Source organism: Corynebacterium testudinoris (assembly GCF_001021045.1).
GTDB classification, from domain to species: domain Bacteria; phylum Actinomycetota; class Actinomycetes; order Mycobacteriales; family Mycobacteriaceae; genus Corynebacterium; species Corynebacterium testudinoris.
Map to the genome: position 1 here is coordinate 119,701 of NZ_CP011545.1, position 21,163 is coordinate 140,863.

A 21,163-nucleotide genomic window follows, 5' to 3' on the forward strand; every position below is an offset into this window, starting at 1 on the left:
CCGCTACACTGGCCTGTCATGAGTTCCGAGACCCTCGAGACCTCGCCTGTTATCGGCGAGCGCTCACCGTCACTGCTCGATGCCTCCTGCGAGGCGTTTGTCCACGACCTAGCCGCCCTCTCACCCACCGATGCCACCGCATGGGGCATCCCCGGTTTCGATGGCGAGCTGCAAGATTTCTCCCCGTCCTACTGGGACGCCATCGCCGACCGCACCCGCGAGATGATCGCCGACATCGATGCCTTCGATGACGGCACCGACGAGTGCGACGACGAGGATGACTTCGATGACATCGACCACGTCACCGCCGCCGTCCTCCGCGATCGCCTGTGCCTCGACGTCGACCTCCACCACCACGGTGAGGACCTGGCGCAGCTGAACAACATCTCCTCGCCGGTGCAGATCATCCGCGACACCCTGACGCTCATGCCTCAGGACACCCCGGAGCAGGTCGACGCGATCCGTTCCCGCCTGTCCAAGGTGGCGGGCGCCCTGGCTGGCTACCGCGAGTCCCTCTCCGAGGCCGCCGGCCACGGGCACGTCGCCCCCGTCCGCCAGATCGACGAGGTTTACTCCCAGTGCCAGGACCTCGCCGATTCGACGTCCCTGCTGGACAATCTGGGTGTCGCCGCCGATTCTGCTGAGGTGGCCAGCGCCAAGAAGGCCTTCGCGGAGATGGCCGATTGGCTGTCGGAGAACTTAGCGCCCCACGCCCCGCGCGAGGATGCCGTGGGCCGCGAACGCTACGAGCGTTTCTCCCACCTCTTCGTGGGCGATACCGTCGACCTGGATGAGGCCTACACGTGGGGCCTCGAGCGCCTCCGCGAGATCGACGCCGAGCAGCAGGCCATCGCCCGCGAGCTCTACCAGACCTCCGACGTGCGCCAAGCGTTCCGCCAGCTTAACGACGACCCGCGGTACACCCTCCACGGCGTCGACGAGCTGGTGTCCTGGATGCAGAAGACCGCCGACCAGGCCGTCACCGACCTCCACGGCACCGCCTTCGACATCCCCGAGCCCGTCCGCACCATCGAGTGCGCCATCGACCCGGCCGGTACCGGCGGCATCTTCTACACCCCACCCTCCGATGACTTTTCCCGACCGGGCCGCATGTGGTGGTCCGTTCCCGCCGGTCAAGACACCTTCCACACCTGGCAGGAGTTGACCACCGTCTTCCATGAGGGCGTTCCTGGCCATCACCTGCAAATCGGTCAGACCCTCGTCGAGCGCAACCAGCTCAACCTGTGGCGCCGCGTCGCCTGCTGGAACTCCGGCCACGGCGAAGGCTGGGCTCTGTACTCCGAGCAGCTCATGGCGGAGATGGGCTATCACGAGGACCCAGGCACCCGCATGGGGCTGCTTGATGCTCAGCGTCTCCGCGCCGCGCGCGTGGTCCTGGACATCGGCGTCCACCTGGGCAAGCGAGTCCCCGAGAGCTCCATGGCGTGGGATGCAACCTACGCCAAGGCATTCCTCCGGGAGAACTCCGCCATGGATGGAGCCAACCTCCGCTTCGAGCTCAACCGCTACCTGGGTTGGCCCGGCCAGGCCCCGTCTTACGCCCTGGGCCAGCGTCTGTGGGAGCAGACCCGCGACGAGGCTGTTGCGCAGGGGCAATCGGTGAAGGAGTTCCACCGCCGAGCCCTGTCGCTGGGATCCATCCCGATGTCGATCCTGCGGGAACAGGTTCTGGATTAACGTGCACTAGCATGGCTGGGTATGACCCAGTTCATGCTTTCGGTGCATCACGACGGTGCACCCGCGTACCAGTCCGATGAGGACATGCAGGCTGCCTTCGCAGCGGTCGGCGCGTTCAACGCCGCCGTCCAGGAGGCAGGCATCCTCGTCTACGTCAATGCGTTGCAGCCGCCCGAGACCGCCCTCATGGTCTCGCCGGATGGCTCCCGTGTTCCCTCATCCGTGTCGGGCCGCCAGCTCGGTGGCTTCTGGATCATCGACGTCCCCTCGCAGGAGGAGGCCGCTGATGTTGCCCATCGCGCCGCCGTGGCCTGCGGGCAGTCCATTGAGGTGCGCCAACTCGAAATGTAGGTCTACGCGGGTTTGATGGCGCGGTCCATCGCCCAGATGAGGATCTCGCTGTCCTCCTCGGCGGTGGCTGTCGTCGCTGGGGAGTCGGTGAGGCGGGCGGCGTCACCCTCTGTCAGCCGGTGGCCCTCTAGCTCCAATGATCCGGCGACGACGTATATGTGCAGGTAGCGTGCCTGGGGAAGGCTGAGGGTTGCTCTCCGTCGGGGTCGGGCGGCCCACAGGATAGCCTGCGAGGACTTGATCGGCAGCGGCGAGTCTGGCCCGGCGATCTGCACTAGCTCTCCGCTGGCCAGGTCGGCGGAGGCGTCGTAGGTGGCGTGGAAGGGCTCGGTATTGTGCTCGTCGGTGGCCAGCCAGCTTTGGACCACCCGCACCTTCTGGCGGCTGGTGTATCCAGCGGCGTTGACCTCCGAGTGGCTGACCCCGGAACCGGCGGAAATGAGTTGTGCCGAGCCGGTGTGAAGGACGGTGGTATCCGTTGATCCTGAGTCTCGGTGCCGGAGTGCCCCCTCGGCGATCCAGCTGACAATTTCCACGTTGTCGTGCTGGTGCATGTCAAAGCCTTCGCCGGGGGCCACGATGTCATCGTTGAACACCATGAGCAGGCCGAAGGAATTGGCGGCGAGATCGAAGTTGCCGGTGGCGGGGAAGGACTGCCGGGACACGATGGCGGAGTCGCGCCAATGGCCCCGCTCAGTGGAGCGAATGACCGTCATTGTTGACATGTCATTTACCTTAGTCTTTATCGCGTCTCCGCGTGATCAACCGGATGAGCTGCGGCAACCACCCGGCGATGAGCAGCACGGCCAGCAAGCGGATGAGCTGGATGGCGACGACGACCGGCCCGGCTCCACCTTCGCTGGAGAGTGCGAGGACCGTTTCCAGTGCGCCTGGGCTGGTGGCGAGGTAGGCCTCGAAGTAGGAGATGTCCAACCAGTGGGTCAGCGGCCACGCGGTGAGCGCGCAGGCCCCGATGATGACAACGATGAAGGTCACCGTGGCGGGGAGCTGACGGCCGAAGGCTTTGAGGGCGGGCATGGACAGCGCGCCGCCGCACATCCAGCCGATGGCCAGGAAGGCGAGGATGCGGAACAGGTCCGGCGGCGTGAGGGTGAAGCCGTCGGGCAGTAGCAGCGAGACCCCCACCGTGATCAGCAGCGGCCCGAGCACGCTGGGCACCGGCAGGCGAACGAGCCGACCGATCTTCTCGCCGAAGAAGGCGATGAGCGCGATGGCGATCATGAGGTACCACACCTGGTTGCTGCCGGTGGCCGCAGAACCCGAGGAGGGCGTGGAAAACAATGCCGTGATCAGTGGCAATGAGAGGGAGACGACGAGCAGGCGGAGATACTGGGCGAGGGCGACGAACCGGAAATCAGCACCCACCTCGCGCGCGAGGACCGGCATGATGGAGGACCCGCCGGCGAGCATGGAGAGGATGCCGGTTTCGGGGCTGACCGTTTTTTCACGGGAGGCCAGCAGCAGGCCGCCGCCGATGCCAATTCCCAGGGTGACCACGGAGACGAGCAACCCCGGAATGAGGTAACCGCCGAGCACTCCCAGCGGCACGCCGACGAGGGGGAGAGCGGCGAGCATGCCGATGATGCCGCGGCCGAATCGGTAGAATCCCTCGTTGAGGGGGAGCTCCTTTCCGCTGATCAGCGCCATCGCGCCGGAGACGATGATCGCCGCGAGGATCCACGCTGCGGGTACGTTCCACCAGGCAAAGAGGGCGCCCAGCACAAAGGAGCAGGGAGCAACGATGAGCCAGCGCGTTGCTACCTTGTTCATGACTGTGCACCCTACCCTTTAGTTCTATGGGTGCAGAGATTTGGATAACGCTTCTCGCTGGTGCTGCCGTCGCCGGGTGGATCGATGCCGTCATCGGTGGTGGCGGCCTCATCATGATCCCCCTGCTGCTGGCCACGGTCCCCGCGCTTGCCCCGGCCACGGCACTGGGCACGAACAAGCTGGTGTCGGTCTCGGGTACCGCCTCCGCGACGGTCACCCTCGTGCGCAAGGTGAAAGCGCCGATCACCTGGCGGTACGTGCCCATTGCGGCGCTGTGCTCGGGGGCGGGAGCGGCGTCCGCCGCGCTTATCGACGCCGCCGTCATGCGGCCCATCATCATCGTCCTTCTTCTGACGGTGGGTACTTTCGTCGCGTTGCGCCCGTCCTTCGGACAGGGCACCCCCAGCGAGAAGCCCGTGGGGACGTGGCGGCGGTGGGCAGTGCTCGTCGCGGTGGCGGCCATCGCTTTCTATGACGGCATCTTCGGCCCCGGCACGGGCATGTTCCTCATCATGGCGTTCACGGCGCTGTTGTCGCAGGATTTCCTCCGCTCGGCGACGATGGCGAAGGTGGTCAACACGGCGACCAACCTTGGTGCCTTGGTTGTCTTCGCGTGGGGTGGCCACGTGTGGTGGCAGCTGGGCTTGGCGCTGGCCGTGTCCAACATCATCGGTGCGCAGCTGGGCGCGCGCACCATCATTGGTGGCGGGGCGCGTCTGGTGCGCGTTGCCCTCCTCGTCGTGGTGGTGGTCATGAGTTCCTACCTGGCGTGGCAGCAGCTGTCAGGTCGTTAACAGGACCGAACTTTAGGTTGAGATCATGACCATCAAAGTTGATTGCCACCAGGTTCGAGCTCCCGAAGAGCTCGCCGGAGATGTGAACGCAACTCTGGATTTCATCTCCCGGGAGCTGTTCTTGGCGCAGGTGTACGGCGAGCTGGGCGTGGAAATCATCGCCAGCCCCGATGTCCTTCCGACGCTTGCCCGCGCGGCCGGAGCATACGATGGCGCGGAGCTGCCCGCCGGGTTCCGCCTCCTCGAGGGTTAATCCTTCCGCTTCTTCACTCGCGCCGTCGCCGGGGCCGTCCACGGATCCTCCGGCCACGGGTGCTTGGGGTAGCGGCCGCGCATCTCCGCGCGGACCTGGGAATAGGGGCCAGACCAGAAGCTCGCTAGGTCATCGGTGACCGCGAGCGGACGCCCCGCGGGGGAGAGCAAGTGAAACAGCAGGCGCACGCCGGAGTATTCCGGTGAGGCGGCCAGCCCGAAACACTCCTGCAGCTTGACCCGGACCACGGGCCGGTGGGTGTCATAGGAAATCCGGTGCCGATGCCCGCTGGGGGCGAGGAAATGCGTCGGCGCGAGCTCATCCAGCCGCCCGGCTTCGGGCCAGGGCAGCAACCGCTGCAAGGCGGGGTACATGTCGACCTTGCTCAGCTGCGCCCCGTTGGCCACCGCAGTCAGCTCCGGCATGAGCCACATCGCGGGGTCGGCGTGGCCGGGATCAGGCCACGGGGCACCGCGCTGCTCGTGAAGGAACTCCAGGCGATCGCGTAGGTGCTGAGCTTTGTCGGAGAAATGGAACATCTCCAGCCCCCGCTCGCTGACGGTCGCGGCCAGCGCCTCCGCAGCTTTCTCCGGGGGCAGGGCCACTGGGGTGGAGCTCACCGTGATTGCCCCGAGGCGGCTGAGCTTCCGGCCACGGACACGGCCGCCCTCGACGGTCGCCGTGACCTCCTCCGTGAGGCCAACGATGTCCCTGGCCTGCTGCTCACTCAGCCGCGCCGCCGCACGAATCGTCGCCCCCGCGCGCCCCTCGCGGGACGACCCGGCGGCACGGGTGACCTCGGCGATGGCCAGCCACTCGGCGCCCTGCAGGGCGGAATCCGGTGGGAGATACGCGCGGGTGCCGCTGGCCAACAAGTAATCGGAGCCGACGCGCCGGGCTACCTGGTCGGGGAAAGCCAAGGCGGTGATGATCCCCGGGTCGGTGACCCCGCTACCTCCCGAGGTCAAGCGGCGCAGCCTGGCTACTTCCCGGTCGAAAGGCCGCTGCCCGCGCAGGGTGCGCAGCTGCGCACTGATGTCGCCGCGCGGGGCGTCGGCAAGCACGGCGACCACCTCCGCCGATGCGGGCCCAGCGGTGAGCAGGGCGCGCCCGAGGCGGGGGTCGACGGGCAGGGCGGCGAGGCGCCGGCCGAGCCCCGTGGCCGTCCCATCGGCGGCGATAGCGCCGATGGTGCGCAGCACGTCCTCGGCGGCGTCGAAGGCGGGGGACGGAGGGGCGTCGGCAAGCGGCAGGCCGACCCCGCGCGGCGTGCCCCACACCGCGAGGGTGAGGGCCGCCTGCGTGAGGTCCGAGGTGGCGATCTCCGGGGTGATGTGGGGTGAAAAATGCTGGTAATCGGAGTGCGAGTAGGCGCGGATGACGGTGCCGGGGCCCTCGCGGCCCGCGCGGCCGGCGCGCTGATCCGCCGTCGACTGCGCCGCGGAGACGGTGACCAGGCCGGTCATCCGGCGGGCGGCGTCGCGCCGGGGCACGCGGGACAAGCCGGAGTCGATGACGACGCGGACGCCGGGGACGGTGAGAGAGGACTCGGCGATCGAGGTCGCAACGATGATGCGGGGGGTATCACTGGGAGCCAAGGCGCGGTCCTGGTCGGCGGAACTCAGCGAGCCGTGCAACGGCAAGGCGTCGGGGATGCGGGCTCTGACCTGCTCGATCTCGTGGACGCCAGGCACGAACACGAGCACCGAATCGGCGTGCCCCTGCGCGAGCTGGGCCAGGTGATCGTAGAACTCCCGCGTGCCAGCCGCGCGGCCCGGATGCGGAGCGTACTGGGTGCTCAGCGGGTAGGTCACGGCGGCGGTCTCCAGGACGGGTGCGTCCATGAGGCCAGAGAACTTCTCCGCATCGACGGTGGCGGACATCGCCACCACGGCCAGATCATCGCGCAACTCCGACAACTCCAGGAGCATGCCCAAGACTAGGTCGGAGTCGAGCTGGCGCTCGTGGACCTCATCGACTGCGACGGCCCTGATGCCGCTGAGCTCTGGATCGGACATGAGCCTGCGCAGCAACACGCCCGGGGTCATGAATTCCACGAGGCTGCCCGGATGGTGCTCGCCGCGGACGCTGAAGCCCACGCGATCACCGAGCTCGCTGCCATCCAGGTGAGCAAGCCTGCGCGCAGCTGCGCGCACCGCGACCCGGCGCGGCGCCGTGACCAGTATTTTTCCTTGGGTGTGGTTGGCCAGTGCGGGCGGCACCAGCGTCGTCTTACCCGTGCCAGGCGGTGCCTGAATGACGGCCCGGTTGGTGCGGGCCAGCAGCGCGGGCAGCTGGTCAATCGTCTCCGCGACGGGCAGGCCAGCGCCGATCCGGGCGAGATCGAAGCTCATGAGGCCCCATTGTGTCAGGTGTTTGTGTCACTATCGAAGCCATGACTAGTGCAGAGAAGAAAGTAGCTGTTATCACCGGAGGCTCCTCGGGAATCGGCGCCGCCGCGGCCGACGCCCTCGCGGCGGATGGCTGGCACGTTGTCGTCGCGGCCCGCCGGGTGGACAAGATCCGCGAGGTCGCGGAGCGCACGGGCGGCGAGGCCATCGAATTGGACGTGACCAGCGATGAGTCGGTAGCTGCCTTCGCGGCACGGCTCGACCGCGTGGACCTGTTGGTTAACAACGCTGGTGGGGCCCTGGGCTTGGATAGTCTGCGCGAGGCCGATCTGGAGGATTGGCAGACGATGTATGACACCAACGTCCTCGGCACCGTCCGGGTGACCAAGGCATTGCTGCCGCTTCTCGACGCCGCCGAGGGCGGCGCCGGCCTCATCATCAACATCGGTTCCGTGGCGGCGTTCAACGCCTACCCGGGTGGGTCCGGGTACAACGCCGCCAAGTTCGGCCTGCGGGCCCTGACTAGGGCGTTTCGGATGGAGGAGGTGGGCAACCCCATCCGCATCACCGAGATCGATCCGGGCCGCGTGTCCACGGACTTCTCGCTGGTTCGCTTCAAGGGTGATACCGCCAAGGCAGAGGCCGTGTACGCCGACAAGCTCAACCTCACGGCGGAGGACATCGCTGAGGCGATCCGCTGGGTGGCGTCGCTGCCGGCGCATATGAACATCGACACGATGAACATCATGCCGCGGGACCAGGCGTAGATTTCCCCCTGTGACTATCTCTAGCTTCGCCAGCCTGCTCGTCGTGTGGATTGCGGCGATCGTCTCCCCGGGACCGGACATTGTCCAGCTCATCCGCGTCGGGTCCCGCTCCCGTGCCGCGGGCGTGTGGTGCGCGCTCGGCATCATGGTGGGCAATGCCCTGTGGATCCTCGCCTCCCTGCTGGGCCTGTCCGCCCTCGTGGCCGCGTACCCGCAGATTCTCACCGCCCTGCAGTTGCTCGGTGGTCTGTATCTACTGCGGATGGGAATCGGTGCGGTGCGCAGCGGCTGGGCGGCGCGGGGCATGCGTGTTCAGGCTGCCACTGGTGCCGAAGCAGAGGCGATGGCCCCGTTGCGCGCCCTCGTGCTCGGCCTGACCACCAACCTGGCCAACCCGAAGGCGCTGCTATTCTTCGGTGCCATCTTCGCCCAGTTCGTCCGCCCCGACATGGGGGCGGGCTGGGCGGTGCTCATCGTTGCCACACTGGTCATCACCGGCATCGCGTGGTTCGTCGGCTTTGCCCTGGGGGTGCGGGCGATGGCGGCGCGGATTGCCAAGCACTCGGCGATCATCGACATCGTGACCGGCATCATCTTCATCGGCCTGGGAATTCTCATGGTGGTCGAGGGTGGCCAGGCAGTCGTATCATCGTTGACATGATCGTCACCACCACTCCGTCCGTGGACGGCTACCACGTCACCCAGTACCTGCGCGTCGTCGCCGGGGAAACCATCGTCGGCATCAACGCGTTGAAAGACTTCGCGGCGGGATTCCGTAACCTCGTCGGCGGGCGCTCCGAATCCTATGAAAAGGAAGCGTTCCGGGCGCGCGAGTCCGCCCTGTCCGAGATGGTCCAGCGCGCTCAGGAGCTCGGGGCGAACGCTGTCATCGGCGTGGATGTGGATTACCAGGTGATGGGCGCGGACAACGGCATGATGATGGTCTCGGCCACGGGCACCGCGGTGACGATTGCACCGGAGGGGTAAGTAGACTGGCCCGCATGCACGCTGCAGACGTAGCCATTCGGAGCGAGTCCATCAAACTAGGCCAGTTCATCAAGCTGGCCAACCTCGTGGCCACCGGCGGGGAGGCGAAAGAAGTCATCGCCGCCGGGGATGTCACCGTCAATGGGACGGTGGATACCCGCCGTGGGAAGACGCTGCGTGATGGCGATGTTGTCTGCCTGGGCGATGCGTGCGCGCGCGTGACTACTGAGGTCAGCGGCGAGGATGACTACTTCGATGAAGCCACCGCCAACGACGATTTTGACCCCGAGAAGTGGAGAAACCTCTAAATGCCGGCTTTTGAGGCCATCGGCGGAATGCCGTATTGGATCGACCTGACCACCTCCGACGTGCGTAAGTCGGCCGCCTTCTATTCGGAGATCCTCGGCTGGGAGATCAGCGGCGAGGATTACCGCGTTGCCCGCGTGCAAGGTCTGCCGGTCGCGGGTTTCATCCCGCAGCCCGCCGACGGCGCCCCGATGCCCGACACGTGGATCACCTACTTCCTGGCGGACAATCTGGAGGAGCAGATCACCCAGGTCGTCGACCTGGGTGGGCGCGTGCTGGCGGAGCCCGCGGAGGTCCAGCTCGGCCGCATGGCTGTGCTTGTCGACGCCGCTGGGGCGCTGTTCGGCCTCATTGAACCGGCCGGCGAGGACTCCTTCGTCGCTGCTGGCGAGCCCGGCACCCCGGTGTGGCACGAACTCACCGCCACGACCGGCTTTGATAAGGCCATTGACTTCTACCACGGCCTGTTTGATTGGGACCTGGTGTCCATGGGGGCGGGAGAAGACTTCACGTACACCACCGCCATGGTCGATGGTGCGGCCTTCGCGGGGATGTGGAAGGCGGAGGGTAACTTCCCGCCGCAGGTTCCCAGCTTCTGGCAGACCTACCTAGGCGTCCTCGACCTGGATGCCGTTGTGGCCAAGGTCCCCGAGCTCGGCGGCGAGGTGATCCGCGAGCCCTGGGATTCCGAATTCGGCCGGATGTGCCTGGTGGCCGATTCCACCGGAGCGACCCTCACCCTGTGTGAGGTCGACGAGCCCGTGGAAGAGGGGCGGGAGTCCGACCCGCTCGAAGGCTTTGATCTCTAAGCTGACGGATGTGCAGGAGGCGGTGCTCGCGGCCGTCGATAAGCTTTCTCCCGGCGAGGTGACCACCTACGGTGAGATCGCCGCCGAGGTCGGGACCGGCCCGCGGCAGGTCGGCCGGGTGCTGGCTGAGGTCGGGCACCTGACCGCCTGGTGGCGGGTGGTGCGCGCCGATGGCTCTTCGCACGACCCCGCCCGCTCCGTACCGCACTGGGATGCAGAAGGAATTTCGCATACCGGGTGCGCTGTACGCTGGCAGCATGACTAAAGATTCTCCGCGCCCGTCGCTCAAAGACGGGGGCTGGAGCTACGCCTGCGGCCGGGCGATCCGCGAATTCTGGCTGGACAGCAGCCTGGACAAAGCCGCCATGCTCACCTTTTTCACGGTGCTGTCCTTCGCCCCCACTCTGCTGGCGACGTATTCCATCGCCACGCTATTCCTGGCCAACAACGCCGACCTCGTGGAATCGCTGTTGGCGGACTTCATCCGCGACTACGTCCCCGGCACCTACCAGGAGACAGTCCGCGAGATCGTCATGATGGTCATCGGCACGGCAGCGGGCGGCGTCATGGGCCTCATCGCCGGTATCCTCGTCGCCCTGTGGTCGGCGTCGGCCTACGTGCGGGCGTTCTCCCGCTGCGTCAACAGCATCTACGGGCTGCGGGAGGGCCGGACCCTCATCCGCAACTTTGCCACGCAACTGGCAACCACCCTGGTCCTGCTGCTGGGCATGGTGCTCATCGCCTCCTCCATCGCGCTCAACGAGGTCGTGGTGTCCACCGTGTTGGGCCCCATCGCCGAACCGCTGGGGCTGACCAATGTGCTCGACTACCTGCTCAGCGTCTTCCTGCCGATCTGGGTGTGGGTTCGCTGGCCGGTCATCGTCCTCCTCACCATCGTCCTCATCGCCGTGCTGTACTACTTCACCCCGAACGTGAAACAGCCGCGCTTTCGGTGGCTCAGCCTCGGAGCGAGCGTGGCCATGGTCGGCCTCGCCCTGGTCAGCGGAGCTTTCTACCTCTACCTGCTCTTCCTCACCGGGTTGAGCTCTTATGGTGCGATCGGTACCGTCCTGGCCCTGCTCTTTGCCCTGTGGGGCGGCAACATTTCCCTGCTCCTGGGCGTGACCGTCGACGCCGAAGTTGAGCGAGCCCGCCAGCTGCGCGAAGGCGTGGTGGCAGAAGAAAACATCCAGCTCCCGCTCCGCAGCACCCGCGCCCTGGAGCGCCAAGACCAGACGAAAGAAATGGTCATCGAGCGGGGGCGGGAACTGCGGGAGGAATCCCTCGGGGCGGACTAGCTGGCGTTAGACGGACCGCAGGAACGCGGCGACGTCGGCAATCTTGTCCCGAGCCACCTCCGGCGTGGACACCCGGTGCCGGGAGACGTACTCCACGACCTCCGCAGCACCGACGTCGGCGGGGCGGGCAGCGATCTCATCCTGCAGGGCGATCTGCACGAGAGTCTTCGGCCACGTGTCGGCCGCGGGGATCGCGGCGCCAGCGCGGATCTCATCCGGGAGGGCAGCGACCGACGCGAGATCGGGGAAGGTAAGCACCAGGGCATCGAAAAGCTGGGCATTCATCGCCGCCAACGCGGCGCCGGAAGAATAACCCCAGCCCGCGATCGACACCGCGTTGTGGTGCTTAGCCACCCCGACGGCCTGCGCCACCAGGTCATTCATCTCCGCGAGCGTGTGTTGCGGGGCGAGCGGATAATCCACATCGAGGATGATCGTCCCCGAACGCATCGCCGCCGCCGCGACCTCCGGCCGCCACGCCATCTCCAGCGCATCGCCCGAACCGCGCCACCAGCCACCCGAATGGAAACTCAACCCCCACTTGCCCGTCGGCTCCGGCGGAATAAACAACCGACCACCGACCTCCGACACCTCCTCCGTCTCAATGCCCTCCACCCAGGAATTGCCCGGCATCGACTGATCAAGACCGGAACCGAGCATGAGCATCGCGGCATGCGTCGTGCGATCCCCCAGACGAGCAATGTAATTATCCGCCGGGTCCGGATCACCCGCGCCACCCTTCCACGGTGGTGTGAAATCGGGCAGCTCATAATGGGCATCCAGGTAGGAGTACAGCTGCTCGAGCTGCTCTTCCTGCGTCATCGTCCGATCAACACCACCGACCTGAAAATCGGCGCGGAACTGGGCTTCTTCTTGCTCGCGTTCTTGCTCGGGCGTGCGGGAATTTTCGTTCATGGCGACCAGCCTAGTGCCCGAAAGGACTACCCTGGCAGTAATAGTTGCCGCATCACCTACCAAGGAGTGCTGTCATGAGCGGAATCGCAGAAATCTACAATGCAGAACTAAGCCCCGGCAAAGATGACATTGCTGCCCGCTTCGGCGGCGTGGTCACCCTCCTCGGCGGCTATCGCCTCGTCGACCCAGACGGAGAAGTCGGCATCGAAGTGCTCGTTGGCTCCGACATCGACGGCCGCAGCGTACAAATCCCTCTCACCTACCGCGGCGCCGAGATCGATGCCGAGCACACCCTCACCACCATGGAACACAGCGTGCTGGGCAAACGATGGGTCTCCAACGCGCTTGGCGATCCCGTCGCCGTCGCCGAATTCATCCGCTGCATCCTCGAAGGCGACAATGAAGCCGCCCGCTCCGACGGCGTCCCACCCGTCCTGTCGATCCGTGGTTCCGGTTCCGGAAACGTCGAGGTGGGCGGGGTGAAACTGTTGGAGGTCACGCGCCAGCGCGCAGTGGGCACCGTGCTTATCGACGGCCGTCGGAAGTCCTTCCAGCTCCGCCTTCCGCACCTCCTCCGCCGGATGGAATCCACCCAAACCGGGCACAACACCTCCCGCATGAACCTCATCGGTTGGCTACCCGCGATGCCGGAAGAACAGCGCGTCGTGGGGGAGCTGAACTGGCTGGACTAGCCGCTCGGCGTACCTACCAAATGGTCACGCGCTTCTCGGGCTCGATCCACATCGGTGAATCGGGGCCGACGGAGGGGAAGGCCTGGTAGAACTCGTCGATGTTGCCGGCGATGACGTTGCAGCGGAACTCGGCGGGGGAGTGGGGGTCGATCGCGAGGTACTGCTGGGCTTGTTCGGGGCGGATGGCGGTGCGCCAGACGCGTGCCCAGGAGAGGAAGAGGCGCTGGAGTCCGTTGAAGGTGCGCCCGGTGAGGTCGGGGTCGGAGCCTTCGGCCTCGAATTCCATGGTGGGGGAGGTGTCGAAGGTGAGTCCGTGATCGGCGAGGTAGCGCTGGTAAGCAACGACGGCGATGCCGAGGCCGCCGAGGTCACCGATGTTTTCCCCGAGGGTGAATTCGCCGTTGACTCCGTCTGATTCGATGCCGCGTTCGCGCAGGATGGAGGGGACGAGGCCAGTGAACTGGCTGACGAGTTGGTCGGTGAGTTCGGTGAAGGAGTCACGGTCGGCGTCGCTCCACCAGGAGTTGAGGTTGCCGCGGCCGTCGTATTGGGAGCCTTGGTCGTCGAAGCCGTGGCCGATCTCGTGGCCGATGACCGCTCCGATGGCGCCGAAGTTTTCGGCGGCGTCCATGTCGGGGGAGTAGAAGGGGGCCCGGAGGATGGCGGCGGGGAACGTGATGTCATTAACCACCGGGTTGTAGAAGGCGTTGACAGTTTGGGGGGTGGAGAACCATTCGTCCCGGTCGGCGGGTTTGCCGATCTTGCCCAGCTCGTAGTCCTGGAGGAAGGCGGAGGCGGCGCGGACGTTGGCCAGGAGGTCGGCGCCGGTGGGGCCGAATTCCAGGCCTTCGTAGGACATCCACACGTCCGGGTAGCCGATCTTTGCTTTGAACTGGTCGAGCTTGTCCAGCGCCCGTTCGCGGGTTTCGGCGGTCATCCAGGACAGGTCGGTGATGCGGGCGCGGTAGGCCTCGATGAGGTAATCCACGAGTTCGAGCATCTCCGATTTGGAGGTGGGCGGGAAGTGGCGTTGGACGAAGATTTTGCCAATCTCCTGCCCGACGAGTGATTCGACGAGCCCGACGCCTCGGCGCCAGCGGTCGCGCTGCTGGGTCGCGCCGGACAGGAGGGTGCCGTAGAACTCGAAGTTCTTTGCCCCGACCTCGGTGGGGAGGACTCCGGCGCGGGAGCGCAGGATGTGCCAGGTGGCCCAGAGCTGCCAGTCGGCGAGACGGTCGTCGCTGAGCAAACCGGACAGGTGCGTGACGTAGCTGGGCATCATCGACACGACTTTGTGGTCCGGCAGTCCGGCGCCGGCGAGGAGGGTGCGGATGATGGTGGGCAGCTCGTCCCAGGCCGTTGGGTTGTAGGTCTTGACGGCGTCACGGGTGGACACGACATCCCAGTGCCCGGCGGCGATCTCGGTCTCCAGGGCGAGGATGCGGTCAGCGGCGGTGGAGGGGCTCAGGCCGAACAGGCGCGCCGGGTCGAGGAAACCGAGCATCTCGATGATGTGGTGGCGGTAGGCGGTGACGGTCTTCGCGTGGCCGGGCTCGCGGTAATAGGCCTCATCGGGCAGGCCCAGGCCCGATTGGATGAGGTAGGCGATGGCGTCCTCGGAGTCGGAGGCCTTTTCCACCCAGAAGGTGAGGGGAGCGGCGACGCCGAGGCGCTCCAATTCGCCGAGGCGACCGGCGAAGGCAGTGACGTTGGGGGTGCTGAGCTTGTCTAAGTCGGCGTCGAGGGGTGCCATGCCAGCGGCATTGACGCCCTCGACGTCCATGAAGGAGTCGAAGAGGCGGCCGGCGCGCCCCGTGTCCTCCTCGACGATGGCGCGGACGTCGGCCTCGGCGTCGTCGCGAAGCCGGTGGAAGGTGCCGTCCACGCCCCGATCGTCGGGGATGACGTGGGTGGAAAGCCAGGGACCATTGACGTAGGCGTACAGATCGTTCATGCTCCCAACTCTAGGTGAGCCGCGCCACGATAGTCTGGAAACCATGTCATCCTATCGACTGAAACCGGCGGTGAGCCGCTACTGGTGGTTCGCCCTCTTCGGGGCGGCCGCCATCATTATGAGCATCCCGCTGGTCCTCAACCATTTCGTTCCCAAGGTCGAACGGATGGAGCAGGTAGAACTGCGAATGACCGGGGTGGAATGGAAGATTCCGTTGGACATGGAATGCCTGGACAACTCGGACATCATTAATGGCGATTATTGGTCGTGTCCGGAGGGAAATATTCAGACGATCGTTGTTGAAGGTGGCACGGATCCTGAGCGGACGTTGCGTCGCATGATGCGAGCGCTCACTATGTTCTTCCCGCCGGAGGAAGCGCCGGTGTGGGAGGACGGTGATGCGAGGATGCTTATCGACGACCGGAGGGGCAACGTCGGCATCTCCCTGGAGGGCAGTGGGGAGCAGGAGAACCTGACGATGGTGGTGGTTCTACCCACCGGTCCGGATGCGTTGCCCTTGGTCAATGAGGTGTGGGGGGAACTTAGCGGCGGCATGGAGTTGCCGTGGTTCATCGAGGACGAAATTTACTACCTGGAGCCAGGAACTCCGTGGGACGTTCCGGCGGAGAGGGTTGCGCTATGAGCATGCTGTTTCGGGTGACCCTCATTATCAGCGTGATTCTTGGGTTGCCCATCATCATTTTCTATCTTGCGTCGAATTTCGTCGCCTCCGCGGTGGGTGCCTCGTTGGGCATTGTGTTTTTGCTCCTGTACTGCCTGTTGGTGGTGTGGTTACTGAGCTTGTCTCCCATGTGGCCGGATCGGGTGGGAGCAGGCTGGAAATGGGTGGCGTCGTGCCTTATTTGGGGCGGCGGTGTCAGCTTCATTTTCGTCCTCATTGCCGGCTTCCCACTGACCAGCCTCGTGGATAAGGCGGGGTGGGACCTCGTGGCTGCATCCTTCGGTGGGGCCTACCCGGAGGAGATCGCCAAATTCCTCGGCGTCGGCGTCATCCTGTTTGCCTTCCGTAGTCTTAACCGGCCGTGGCATGGTCTGATGACTGGCGCACTGGTGGGCCTGGGTTTCGAGGCCTTGGAAAACGCCTTGTATGGCGCGATGGGGGCGACCTTGGATGCCAATTCCGATACTGCTGGCGTGCTCTTCCTCTGGGGGGTTCGCCTGGTGGTGGGTCCCGCTTTGCACATCGTCTTTACCGCGCTGGCCGGTTGGGGGTTGGGCCTGGCTCTATTCACGGCGAACAAGTCGACCGCGTGGCGGTGGATGACCGCGGGCTGGTGGCTATTTGTGGCCTTCGCTCTCCACTTCGCCTGGAATCTCATGTGGCCGTCGAACGTCTTGCTGATTGTGAACTACATCGTCGTGGCCGCCGTGATGTATCCCATAGTCATCTGGGTGTGGGTCAGGGCTCATCGGTTGTGCAAGGCCGATACCAGCTATTCCTTCACTCAGCGGCCGCTGTCGAGCGTGGAGGCGTTGAGCCGGGGGTAATTAAGCGGTCGATTGACAGGTATCCGCTTGCGCGGAGCGCCTCGCATGATGTTTTCTATAGGTCGATAGTCAGAAAACTAAGCGAGGTGCATTTCTCATGGAACGACAGGGCCTTTACCAACCCGGGCACGAACACGATGCCTGCGGCGTCGGATTCGTCGCTGACATGTACGGACGGCCGTCTCGCGACATCGTGGACAAAGGACTCCAGATCTTGGAGAACATCGACCACCGCGGAGCCGCCGGAGCAGAGAAAAACACCGGCGACGGCACCGGCATCCTCCTGCAAATCCCCGACGGCTTCTACCGCACCGTCATGGCCGCCCAGGGCGTCGAGCTTCCCGACGCCGGCGCCTATGCCACGGGCATCGCCTTCCTTCCGCGCCGCCGCATGTCCATGTTCGACGCCAAGCGCGAGATCGAGGCCATCGCCGTGGAAGAGGGAGCCACCGTTCTCGGCTGGCGTGAGGTCCCCGTCGATCCCACCAACCTCGGCTCCATGGCGCTCGATGCCATGCCGCACTTCGAGCAAATCTTCCTCTCCGCGGGCCGCCGCACCGGGATTGACCTTGACCGGGTGATGTTTTTCATCCGCAAGCGCTGCGCCCGCGAGCTGGGCACCAAGCACGGCGAAGACACCGTCTACTTCCCCTCCCTGTCCTCCCGCACGGTGATCTACAAGGGCATGCTGACCACGCCCCAGCTCGCCGAGTTCTACACCGACCTGCGCGATCCCCGCCTCGAATCCGCCATGGCCCTGGTCCACTCACGCTTTTCCACCAACACCTTCCCCTCCTGGCCGCTGGCCCACCCGTACCGCTTCGTCGCGCACAACGGTGAAATCAACACCGTCAAAGGCAACGAGAACTGGATGCGCGCCCGCGAGGCCCTCATCGACTCCGAACTGCTCGGCCCCCTCGACCGGGTCCTGCCGATCTGTTCCCCGGACGGCTCCGATACGGCGCGCTTTGACGAGGCACTCGAGCTCCTCCACCTCGGCGGGTACTCCCTCCCGCACGCCGTGGCCATGATGATCCCGCAGGCCTGGGAGCACAACCCCACCATCAGCTCTGAGCTGCGGGGATTCTACGAGTACCACTCCTGCCTCATGGAACCCTGGGATGGCCCCGCCGCCGTCGCCTTCACCGACGGCACGCTCATCGGCGCCGTGCTGGACCGCAACGGACTGCGCCCCGGGCGCATCTGGGTCACCCGCGACGGCCTCGTAGTCATGGCCTCCGAGGCGGGCGTGCTGGACCTGGACCCCAAGGACATCGTCAAGCGAACCCGCGTTCAACCGGGCCGGATGTTCCTCGTCGATACCGCCGCTGGCCGCATCGTCCCCGACGCAGAGATCAAGTCCTCGCTGTCCAACGCCAAGCCCTATCGGCAGTGGATCCGGGAGAACTTCGTCCCCATCGAGCAGCTCCCCCAGACCCGCTACGAATACATGCCCCACAACCGGGCAGTGCTGCGCCAGCGCGTCTTCGGCATCACGGAAGAAGACGTCGATCTCATCATCGCCCCCATGGCTCTCAACGCCGCCGAGGCGATCGGTTCCATGGGATCGGATACCCCCATCGCGGCCCTCTCGCAGCGCCCCCGCATGCTCTATGACTTCTTCGCGCAGCGCTTCGCCCAGGTCACCAACCCGCCACTGGACTCGATCCGCGAAAAGCCCGTCACCTCCATGCACACCCTCCTGGGCGCGCAGAAGGACGTGCTCAACCCCACCTCGGAGGCGGCCCGCCGCATCCGCCTGGCAGGGCCCGTGATCGACAACCACCAGCTGGCCACCCTCCGCCACGCCAACGATGACGGTGAGTGGGAGCACTTCCGCACGGCCGTGATCTCTGGTTTGTACCCGGTGGCGCACCACGGTGCGGGTATGCGCGAGGCGATTGACCGCGTGCGTCGAGAAGCATCGGACGCCATCCGCGATGGTGCCAGCCTCATCGTGCTCTCGGACCGCGAATCCGACGAGCGCTACGCGCCGATCCCCTCGCTGCTGCTCACCTCAGCCGTGCACCAGCACCTCGTCGAGGAGCGCACCCGCACCCGCGCCTCCCTCGTCATCGAGGCCGGTGACGCCCGCGAGGTCCACCACCTGGCCATGCTCACCAGCTTCGGCGCTGACGCTATCAATCCCTACATGGCGTTTGAAACCATCGATGAGCTGCGGATGAAGGGCCAACTCGGTGACCTCACCCTCGACGAGGCCTGCACGAATTACATCAAGGCCGCCACCTCCGGCGTGCTCAAGGTGATGTCGAAGATGGGCATCGCCACCGTCGCGTCTTACCGCGGCGCGCAACTGGCGGATGTCACGGGCCTGTCCCAGGACCTCCTGGACGAATACTTCGGCGGCATCGCCTCCCCCATCGGTGGAGTCGGGCTCGGTGAGCTGGCTGCCGATGTCGAAGCGCGGCACCGCACCGCCTTCCTGCCCCGCCCGGAGGAGCTGGCCCACCGCGAGCTGGAACTTGGCGGCGAATACAAGTGGCGCCGCGAGGGCGAATACCACCTCTTCAACCCGGAGACCATCTTCAAGCTGCAGCACGCCACCCGCACGGGGCAATACACCATCTTCCGCGACTACACCCGCGCAGTCGATGATCAATCGCGCCGCCTGGCCACCATCCGCGGCATGATGGAATTCGCCTCCGACCGGCCGCCGATCAGCGTGGACGAGGTGGAGCCGATCGCCGACATCGTCACCCGCTTCTCCACCGGCGCCATGTCCTACGGCTCCATCTCCGCCGAGGCTCACGAGACCCTGGCCATCGCCATGAACCGACTCCACGCCATGTCCAACTCCGGCGAGGGCGGCGAGGACCCCGCCCGCTTCGCCGTGGAACCCAACGGCGATTGGAAGCGCTCCGCGATTAAGCAGGTCGCTTCCGGCCGCTTCGGCGTGACCAGCCACTACCTCAACAACTGCACCGACATCCAGATCAAGATGGCCCAGGGTGCCAAGCCGGGTGAGGGTGGGCAACTGCCGCCGAACAAGGTCTACCCCTGGATCGCCGAGGTGCGCATCACCACCCCGGGTGTCGGGCTCATCTCCCCGCCGCCGCACCACGACATCTACTCCATCGAGGACCTCGCGCAGCTCATCTTCGACCTGAAGAATGCCAACCCGCAGGCCCGCATCCACGTCAAACTCGTCGCCGAGGCCGGCGTGGGCACGGTCGCCGCGGGTGTGTCCAAAGCGCATGCCGATGTGGTGCTCATCTCCGGCCACGACGGCGGTACCGGTGCCTCGCCGCTGACCTCGCTCAAGCATGCCGGTGGCCCCTGGGAGCTCGGCCTGGCCGAAACCCAGCAGACCCTCCTGCTCAACGGCCTGCGCGACCGTATCCGCGTGCAATGCGATGGGCAGCTCAAGACCGGGCGCGACGTTGTTATCGCCGCCCTGCTCGGCGCCGAGGAGTTCGGTTTCGCCACCGCCCCGCTCGTCGTCGAAGGCTGCATCATGATGCGCGTGTGCCACCTCGACACCTGCCCCGTCGGCGTGGCCACCCAGAACCCCGAGCTGCGGAAGAAGTACACCGGCCAGGCCGAGCACGTGGTCAACTTCTTCACCTTCCTCGCCCAGGAAGTCCGTGAATACCTCGCCGAGCTGGGCTTCCGCTCTATCGATGAGGCCGTCGGGCAAGCCCACGTCCTGCGCCAGCGCACCGACGCGGCGTTCACCCAGGCCAACCCGCGGGCGGCCACCCTCGACCTCAGCCCCGTGTTCCAGGTCCCGGATTCGCCCTTCTTCCGCAACCAGAACGTGCGCCAGACCCGCACCCAGGAGCACGGGCTGGCGGGCATCCTCGACGAGCGCATCATCCGCGATGCGCAGCTGACGATCGATGCCGCCGCGGCCGCCTCCAGCTCCAACGCCCCCGCCTGGATGTCTTCCAGCCCCGCCCCGACCGTGCACCTGCGTTACCCGATCCGCAACGTTGACCGCACCGTCGGCACCATGACTGGCTCGCGCATTACCCGCGCCGCCGGAGCCAATGGCCTACCCGATGGGACGATCGCCGTGTCACTCACCGGTTCCGCCGGTAACTCCTTCGGCGCGTTCATCCCCCGCGGCCTCACCCTCGACCTCGTCGGCGACGCCAACGACTTCGTGGGCAAGGGCCTCTCGGGCGGCCGGATCATCGTCCGCCCCCACAACAGCGCCCCGACGCAGATCGATGCCAACGATCCCGACATCATCGCCGGAAACGTCATCGGCTTCGGCGCGACCAGTGGTGACATCTTCATCGCCGGCGCAGTGGGCGAGCGCTTCTGCGTTCGCAACTCCGGCGCAACGGCAGTCGTCGAAGGCATTGGCAATCACGGCTGCGAATACATGACCGGCGGCCGCGTCGTCGTCCTCGGCGAGGTTGGCGACAACTTCGGCGCCGGCATGTCCGGCGGCATCGCCTACCTCGCCCCCGTGGGCGACCTGGACCGAAAGATCAATGCTGAAATGGTGGACGTCGACAAGCTTTCTGCCGACGACATTGACTTCCTGGAGCACATCATCGACGAGCACATCCGGCTCACCGGATCGACCACCACCTGGCAGGCGCGTGACCTGGTCAAAGTCATGCCGCGCGACTACCGAAAAGTTCTTGACATCATCGACCTCGCGAGCCGGGAAGGCCGCGACGTCAACACCGCGATCATGGAGGCAGTGAACTAAC

General features: G+C 65.8%; 20 protein-coding genes. 15 read left to right on the forward strand and 5 right to left on the reverse strand.

Going from position 1 to position 21,163, the window contains the following annotated elements; all coding sequences use genetic code 11:
* The first annotated feature begins 18 nt into the window (after positions 1-18).
* Both CTEST_RS00605 and CTEST_RS00610 read left to right on the forward strand, forming a co-directional pair.
* Positions 19-1,698, forward strand: coding sequence for a DUF885 domain-containing protein (locus CTEST_RS00605; protein ID WP_047252085.1), 1,680 nt, complete (start codon positions 19-21; stop codon positions 1,696-1,698).
* Between the two features lie 21 nt (positions 1,699-1,719).
* Complete coding sequence (locus CTEST_RS00610) at positions 1,720-2,049, forward strand: YciI family protein (RefSeq protein WP_047252086.1); 330 nt, start codon at positions 1,720-1,722, stop codon at positions 2,047-2,049.
* Positions 2,050-2,051: 2 nt separating this feature from the next.
* On the opposite strand, the gene CTEST_RS00615 is transcribed toward CTEST_RS00610, so the two are convergent.
* Entirely contained in the window at positions 2,052-2,774 is a 723-nt protein-coding gene (locus CTEST_RS00615) for a pirin family protein (RefSeq protein WP_047252087.1), read from the reverse strand.
* A gap of 10 nt (positions 2,775-2,784) precedes the next feature.
* Entirely contained in the window at positions 2,785-3,840 is a 1,056-nt protein-coding gene (locus tag CTEST_RS00620; RefSeq protein ID WP_047252088.1) for an AbrB family transcriptional regulator, read from the reverse strand.
* 26 nt (positions 3,841-3,866) lie between these two features.
* Between CTEST_RS00620 and CTEST_RS00625 the strand changes: the two genes are divergently transcribed.
* Positions 3,867-4,634, forward strand: coding sequence for a TSUP family transporter (locus tag CTEST_RS00625; RefSeq protein WP_047252089.1), 768 nt, complete (start codon positions 3,867-3,869; stop codon positions 4,632-4,634).
* A 25-nt stretch (positions 4,635-4,659) separates the two neighbouring features.
* Positions 4,660-4,887, forward strand: coding sequence for a hypothetical protein (locus CTEST_RS00630; protein ID WP_047252090.1), 228 nt, complete (start codon positions 4,660-4,662; stop codon positions 4,885-4,887).
* Here CTEST_RS00630 and hrpB read toward each other — a convergent pair.
* Positions 4,884-7,241, reverse strand: a complete 2,358-nt coding sequence (gene hrpB, locus CTEST_RS00635; RefSeq protein WP_047252091.1) for an ATP-dependent helicase HrpB — start codon at positions 7,239-7,241, stop codon at positions 4,884-4,886. The two genes, CTEST_RS00630 and hrpB, sit on opposite strands and share 4 nt — an antisense overlap.
* 41 nt (positions 7,242-7,282) lie before the next feature.
* Between hrpB and CTEST_RS00640 the strand changes: the two genes are divergently transcribed.
* The 7 genes from CTEST_RS00640 to CTEST_RS00670 are packed head-to-tail and all read left to right on the forward strand — an operon-like array spanning position 7,283 to position 11,405.
* Entirely contained in the window at positions 7,283-8,005 is a 723-nt protein-coding gene (locus CTEST_RS00640) for an SDR family NAD(P)-dependent oxidoreductase (protein WP_047252092.1), read from the forward strand.
* 10 nt (positions 8,006-8,015) lie between these two features.
* Positions 8,016-8,666, forward strand: a complete 651-nt coding sequence (locus tag CTEST_RS00645) for a LysE family translocator (RefSeq protein WP_047252093.1) — start codon at positions 8,016-8,018, stop codon at positions 8,664-8,666.
* A complete protein-coding gene (locus CTEST_RS00650; RefSeq protein ID WP_047252094.1) occupies positions 8,663-8,992 on the forward strand; it encodes a heavy metal-binding domain-containing protein in 330 nt (109 codons plus the stop codon). Before CTEST_RS00645 ends, CTEST_RS00650 begins: the two co-directional genes overlap by 4 nt.
* 14 nt (positions 8,993-9,006) lie before the next feature.
* A complete protein-coding gene (locus CTEST_RS00655) occupies positions 9,007-9,300 on the forward strand; it encodes an RNA-binding S4 domain-containing protein (protein WP_047252095.1) in 294 nt (97 codons plus the stop codon).
* The gene (locus CTEST_RS00660; protein WP_047252096.1) at positions 9,301-10,107 is read left to right on the forward strand and encodes a VOC family protein; all 807 of its coding nucleotides are present in this window, start codon (positions 9,301-9,303) and stop codon (positions 10,105-10,107) included. It begins immediately after the preceding gene.
* Positions 10,100-10,372 (forward strand): MGMT family protein, encoded by a 273-nt coding sequence (locus tag CTEST_RS00665; RefSeq protein ID WP_047254119.1) that lies wholly within the window; start codon positions 10,100-10,102, stop codon positions 10,370-10,372. Before CTEST_RS00660 ends, CTEST_RS00665 begins: the two co-directional genes overlap by 8 nt.
* Positions 10,365-11,405 (forward strand): YihY/virulence factor BrkB family protein, encoded by a 1,041-nt coding sequence (locus CTEST_RS00670; RefSeq protein WP_052844258.1) that lies wholly within the window; start codon positions 10,365-10,367, stop codon positions 11,403-11,405. Before CTEST_RS00665 ends, CTEST_RS00670 begins: the two co-directional genes overlap by 8 nt.
* 6 nt (positions 11,406-11,411) lie before the next feature.
* Here CTEST_RS00670 and CTEST_RS00675 read toward each other — a convergent pair whose 3' ends face one another.
* Entirely contained in the window at positions 11,412-12,320 is a 909-nt protein-coding gene (locus tag CTEST_RS00675; RefSeq protein WP_047252097.1) for an alpha/beta hydrolase fold domain-containing protein, read from the reverse strand.
* Between the two features lie 74 nt (positions 12,321-12,394).
* Between CTEST_RS00675 and CTEST_RS00680 the strand changes: the two genes are divergently transcribed.
* Positions 12,395-13,012 (forward strand): CG0192 family protein, encoded by a 618-nt coding sequence (locus tag CTEST_RS00680; protein WP_047252098.1) that lies wholly within the window; start codon positions 12,395-12,397, stop codon positions 13,010-13,012.
* A 13-nt stretch (positions 13,013-13,025) separates the two neighbouring features.
* Here CTEST_RS00680 and CTEST_RS00685 read toward each other — a convergent pair whose 3' ends face one another.
* Entirely contained in the window at positions 13,026-14,966 is a 1,941-nt protein-coding gene (locus CTEST_RS00685; protein ID WP_047252099.1) for a M13 family metallopeptidase, read from the reverse strand.
* A 43-nt stretch (positions 14,967-15,009) separates the two neighbouring features.
* Here CTEST_RS00685 and CTEST_RS00690 point away from each other — a divergent pair, with 43 nt between their 5' ends.
* The 3 genes from CTEST_RS00690 to gltB all read left to right on the forward strand — a co-directional run bounded on the left by CTEST_RS00690 (position 15,010) and on the right by gltB (position 21,162).
* On the forward strand, positions 15,010-15,609 hold the full coding sequence (locus CTEST_RS00690) for a hypothetical protein (RefSeq protein WP_144413183.1): 600 nt from the start codon (positions 15,010-15,012) through the stop codon (positions 15,607-15,609).
* A complete protein-coding gene (locus CTEST_RS00695) occupies positions 15,606-16,475 on the forward strand; it encodes a PrsW family intramembrane metalloprotease (RefSeq protein ID WP_047252101.1) in 870 nt (289 codons plus the stop codon). The genes CTEST_RS00690 and CTEST_RS00695 overlap by 4 nt, the downstream gene beginning before the upstream one ends.
* Positions 16,476-16,572: 97 nt before the next feature.
* Positions 16,573-21,162: a glutamate synthase large subunit gene (gene gltB / locus CTEST_RS00700; RefSeq protein WP_047252102.1), complete on the forward strand. Its 4,590-nt coding sequence runs from the start codon at positions 16,573-16,575 to the stop codon at positions 21,160-21,162.
* The last annotated feature ends 1 nt before the right edge of the window (position 21,163 follow it).